4 protein-coding genes are annotated in these 1528 nt (G+C 56.5%); 1 reads left to right on the top strand and 3 read right to left on the bottom strand.

Going from position 1 to position 1528, the window contains the following annotated elements:
* The coding region (locus AC2FGC_RS24195) for a hypothetical protein (protein WP_496727558.1) at positions 1-186 on the top strand (186 nt) is incomplete at its 5' end.
* Between the two features lie 2 nt (positions 187-188).
* Here the strand turns inward: AC2FGC_RS24195 and AC2FGC_RS24190 are convergent.
* From AC2FGC_RS24190 to AC2FGC_RS24180, 3 genes are all read right to left on the bottom strand, one after another.
* Complete coding sequence (locus tag AC2FGC_RS24190) at positions 189-656, bottom strand: DUF411 domain-containing protein (RefSeq protein WP_496727559.1); 468 nt, start codon at positions 654-656, stop codon at positions 189-191.
* 58 nt (positions 657-714) lie between these two features.
* Complete coding sequence (locus tag AC2FGC_RS24185) at positions 715-1050, bottom strand: hypothetical protein (protein WP_496783666.1); 336 nt, start codon at positions 1048-1050, stop codon at positions 715-717.
* 208 nt (positions 1051-1258) lie between these two features.
* The coding region (locus AC2FGC_RS24180) for a luciferase domain-containing protein (RefSeq protein WP_496783664.1) at positions 1259-1528 on the bottom strand (270 nt) is incomplete at its 5' end.

Genomic DNA, 1528 nt, shown 5'->3' with positions numbered 1-1528 from the left:
AATCCTACTCCCGCAACCACTTGGGTCGAACAAAGTACCGAACAAGCCGCCGCAAGGCGGCTTTGTTCATTCTGGGCCATCCGGTGCCAAAAGACCGACCGCTTCGGAGGGCTGGGCCAGAACGAAAGCTACGGCGAAACCGGCGAGCGCAAGCCCACCGGTGACCAAGAGTGTTGTGCGCCCTAGCATCAGGTGTCGAATGGCTGCGCGGTGCCCGCGCGGTAGTACACCGTACCGACCCCAGCCTCTCCCCCAAATGCAATGACGTCGTAACGGGCGGACGGATCGTCGCCCATACCAGGGGAGCCCATTGGCGTGCCGGGAACAGCAAGCCCTGTGATGCCAGGCCGATCCTTCAACACGGCTTCCAGTGCTTCGAACGGCACATGGCCTTCAAAGACATAACCATCGGCTTCAATAGTGTGACAAGAGGCGAGGTTCAGCGGGATACCCCGCGCTGACTTCTGTGCCTCGGGGTCTGTCAGTTCCTCAACGGTGACGGCGTAGCCACGTGCGCGAGCCAAGTCGGCCCATGCGTGACAACATCCGCAATCTGGTGAGGTGAGCACGTGCATTGGGGTGTTTGCACGGACGGGAAGAGCGGTCGCGATGAGAGCAGTTGCAGATAGTGTGGTGAAGTGACGACGTGTGATCATGTCTGTCGGTCCTTTGATGTGAAATTTGAACGGATTGCGGGCGAGAACCCGTAGCCATTCAGGCTTTCGGAGGACCGGTGGGGACGCCCAGTGCGAGGCCCGCAAAATTGGCTCCAGCGTGCGTCACACCGCCCGCTGAAATCACCAATGGAGCGATCGGCGAAATCCCCGCCGTGGCGATAAGATCACCAAAACAGGATGCTGAACCCATGCCGCTGGTGGTGTCGCAACAATCCGCAACAACCTTCTCGGCATTAGCCAACGGATCGTCGTCCGCCATTTGAGCATGATGACCAGAATGATCCGATCCATGGGTCAAGCCATGCTTCACCGACGCAGCGGATACGCCAGAGAATGCAACAACAAGAAGTATCGACAGGACCAGGCGAAACATACCAAATACCTAATTGGGGTATGTGGTTTTGACAAGTTTCGAGGATGTGTCGCCATATACATCCTAGTTGCACTCATTGTGGGTGCGCCACATCTCTGGATCATGCCCGTCCGGAACAGTGGAACATAGATCACCTGAAATTCCGGTAAGACTGATTATTGACTGTTTTTCGCATTAGTTAGCAACAGCAAGGTCAGCAGGTTGGCATTTAGCCCAGGATTTTGCCAGTGATGAAAGTGTACGAACTTTCTACCAGATCGATGACGACATCCAGCTCTTCTGGTGTGGTTGGAGTATAGATCATGACAAAGCCGCTCCATCCGGGGCGTTGATCGGCCCAAGGGTGTGCTACGGCCCAGCCGGCCTCAATTGCCCGCAGCGCCATTGCCGGGTGCAGCGAAGCGTGCAAGCTGCCATCAGGATGCATGTGCGCAAACTCAAACCCACCGACGATAGAGTTCGGTTGGGACAACAACAT

The organism is Ruegeria sp. CDSC054 (assembly GCF_059610645.1).
The sequence above is the reverse complement of the archived record's forward strand: the minus strand, read 5'-3'. Positions and strand labels throughout refer to the sequence as shown.